The sequence below is a fragment of the Mesoflavibacter sp. CH_XMU1422-2 genome, assembly GCF_037029245.1.
Classification (GTDB): domain Bacteria; phylum Bacteroidota; class Bacteroidia; order Flavobacteriales; family Flavobacteriaceae; genus Mesoflavibacter; species Mesoflavibacter zeaxanthinifaciens.
In genome coordinates, this window is sequence record NZ_JAYMEE010000055.1 from 1 (window position 1) to 3191 (window position 3191).

At 32.2% G+C, this 3191-nt stretch carries 3 protein-coding genes; all 3 read right to left on the bottom strand.

Translation table 11 applies throughout. The features are described from left to right. Positions 1-87: 87 nt before the first annotated feature. The gene (locus tag WA340_RS06025) at positions 88-882 is read right to left on the bottom strand and encodes a cation transporter (RefSeq protein WP_336127889.1); all 795 of its coding nucleotides are present in this window, start codon (positions 880-882) and stop codon (positions 88-90) included. Between the two features lie 143 nt (positions 883-1025). Next, the gene (locus WA340_RS06030; RefSeq protein ID WP_336127891.1) at positions 1026-1508 is read right to left on the bottom strand and encodes a hypothetical protein; all 483 of its coding nucleotides are present in this window, start codon (positions 1506-1508) and stop codon (positions 1026-1028) included. A 588-nt stretch (positions 1509-2096) separates the two neighbouring features. Continuing rightward, positions 2097-3089: a PIN domain-containing protein gene (locus tag WA340_RS06035; RefSeq protein ID WP_336127892.1), complete on the bottom strand. Its 993-nt coding sequence runs from the start codon at positions 3087-3089 to the stop codon at positions 2097-2099. Positions 3090-3191 lie beyond the last annotated feature (102 nt).

Consider the following 3191-nt stretch of genomic DNA (forward strand, 5'->3'; position numbering starts at 1 on the left):
GTGAACATAGAAGTACTCTAGCAATAAATAATTAATATTTTACTTGTTTATTGCCTCAGTTCTTTGTTGTAAGTAGTGCTTTTTCGCTTACTTGCTCAATTTCAGTATTCGGAATGCACCTTGAATTACCAACACAAAAACGATTGTTCCGATAATTAAATCAGGTTTACTCGAACTCAACCAATTTACCAAAATTCCAGCAATTATTACTCCTAAATTGATAATCACGTCATTTGATGTAAAAATCATACTCGCTTTCATATGAGCCTCTTCTTTGCTTTTTGACTTTTGCAAAATGTAAAGACAAATTCCGTTTGCGATAAGAGCAAATATCGAAACGATAATCATTGTCGAAAAATCGGGAAGTTTCTCGTCTCCAAAAAATCTTCTTAAAACTTCCACAAATCCAATAATCACAAGTGTTATTTGAAAATATCCAGCAAGTTTTGCAATCCGCTTTTTCTTAACTATAGTTCCTCCAACCGCAAACAAACTAATTCCGTACACGAAACTGTCGGCAAGCATATCCAAACTGTCTGCAACAAGTCCCATTGATTTTGAGATAATTCCTGTTGTCATTTCGATAATGAAAAAAGCAAAATTGATTGCAAGTACAGACCAAAGTAGCTTTTTTTGGTTTGCGTTTTCTTTAAATTCCGTTTGGTCGGTTTGTTCCGTTGAGATTTTTTTTCCACCTAAATTCAATTCGATAACGGACTTTTCGATTTGGTCAATTTCTCCGCTGTGAAAAACGGTCAATTTTCGATTCGGAATATCAAAGTCCAAATTCGCAATGCTTGAAATTCCGTCCAATTTCATTCGGATAAGATTTTCTTCTGAAGGACAGTCCATTTTGGTAATTTCAAATATTGTTTTATTCACTTGGTTTCTGGGTTTTTCGGCATTACTTACAACGTCTCGTATAAGAATAGTTGCGGGTTTACGTGCGAGGATTTTCCGCAGGAAAATCAGACGTAGTAAACTTGCAACGACCTTTGGTTAAGCCCAAAATTGAGCAATTATTTTTATACATTGTTGTAAACAGTTATTTTTTCCGCAATGTATTTCTCAATTTGTTCTTTGTCCGTTTTATTTTTTATTATTAATAATTCGTTGTTTTTATGTGTCCGATAATTCATTAAGAACTTCGTTTTTCCGCTCCGAGTTAATTCCGAGTATTCAAATCGGTTTGGGTCAAACTTTTCACTTATCAATTCCGTTTTTTGAGTTCGGTCGTGTATTTTTTTCAGTCGAATTAATTTTCCGCTTTTTTCGTCAATTTTCAATTCCGAATAGTAAATCCACGATGCAAATCGGTAAAATATATATCCGATTAAAGTCAAAAGCGCAATAAAAATTCCGATTCCAATTCCGAGAAACCAAATCAGGAATATGAATGAAGTAGAAGTCCATATCATTAGTTCTTTCCAGTTAAATGGAATTCTATCGCTCAGCGTGTGAACGTGTCCATTTTTGGAAATTCTAAAGTAGTCTTCGCGTTCGTTCATAATTGTTTACAACGGTTTGGTATAGGTTTAGTTGCGGCTTAAAATCCGAAGGATTTTCAGCATTAAGCAACTAAGATAGTAAATTGGTATGAATTTCCGAAAGGAAATTCAGTAGCAATTGAATATATACCTTGTTAACTACAGTATTGTGTTGATTTATGTGATTCAGCTGGCGAAATAGTAAAGAGAAAACTTGTTTTTATTCCACTTTTTTTTTGCGTAATATTCCGTTTTACCGTTTCAGTTTTTAAGTTTTAGTTCCGTTTTGAGCGACAGAATTCGACCGCAATTTATTCAATTCCGTACGAGTCAGTTTTAGAGTTCAGTTCCGTTTACCGTTTTAAAATTCAGATCTGTAACAGGCTAAAATTCTAATTTCAATTTTTTAGAGTTACGTTGCTAAATCTCCGAACGAATTGAGCGTTTTTGGTTGATGCAATATTGTAGTTAACGGTTTTGTGTATGGTTAGTTGCGTGTTTCAGCAACTAATTTAGTAAACAAAAACGAACGCGAGAAAATTCCGAAGGAATTTTCCAAATAAGCACTTGCCAAAGCAATTAATTATACACGGTGTTGTGTAACGTTTTTTAATTTGGTGGTGGTGGTGGAATAGGAATTTTCAAATTCGGAATTGTTTGATAGAATTGAGTTAATAAATCAGCATTAATTTTATCTTTATTTTTTTCTACAAATTCGTGAAGATATTCGTTTATGTCTTCATCTTCGCTAATCCAATATATTTGAGAATTATCCAAACTTGCAGAAACATATTGATTTGCTTGTTCAGTAGAAAAAGACTCGAATTTTGAAAGTTTTTGAAGAAGTTGTCTTGAAGAATAAAAATTCCCACTTTCAATTAATTTTGAAATCAGAATATCCTTTTCTAATTCCGTTGCCAATTTTATTTCTGGAAAAACATCTTTGAAAAAATCGGACAATGTTTTATAGAATTTTATTTCAGAGTATTTTTTTCGATTCCATTCTCTTGCCAAAAACGTATTGAAGTTTGAATTGTCAAGTTCGGAAAAATAATCTTTATCATCTGCGATAAAAAATAAGTCATTATTGTCTTCAACATTTTCTAATAAACATTCCCAATTTATAGCATCTCCATACGATTTGTTTTTTCCAGGTGGATTTCCAATGTCATATCTCAACCTACTTTTATCAACCAGTTCAGGTGTTGTTGAAACATAATTTGCTTTTTGGAAAAGCATTTCTATTAATTTATCCGCTCGTAATGTGTGTGTTTCAATTTTTAACATCAAATTTTTTAGAAGAGATTGCTTTTCTCTGTCATAATCTTTTATTAGTTTTTTCAAGGTTTCATATTCTTTGTATCCTTTGCAAAACTGGGGAAATTGTGTATTTAATTTTGATTGATTAAAGGTTTTTAATGCATCTGCAAGTTTAGTGTCTCTATTACGATTAAATTCGTCCACGATTTGTTGTGGCAAATGCAGTTCCAATTGGTCATTGTCCATTAGAACCATTAATTTGTTAAGTTCTTCTAAATCATCATTCGAAAAATGATAAAATTTGAGGTAAACATTAGTGTCAATAAATAAATGTATTGCCATAGATTTTTTTCAAATGTTACACAACGTTAGCGTATAAATTTCAGTTGCGGAAAATCGGTACGATTTTCCGATTGAGACTGAAAGATAGAAAATTGCAATGAA

What these genes read in the sequence shown, in the direction of transcription:
- WA340_RS06030 (WP_336127891.1), bottom strand. Translation starts at nt 1,508, where the DNA reads ATGAACGAACGCGAAGACTACTTTAGAATTTCCAAAAATGGACACGTT.
- WA340_RS06035 (WP_336127892.1), bottom strand. Translation starts at nt 3,089, where the DNA reads ATGGCAATACATTTATTTATTGACACTAATGTTTACCTCAAATTTTAT.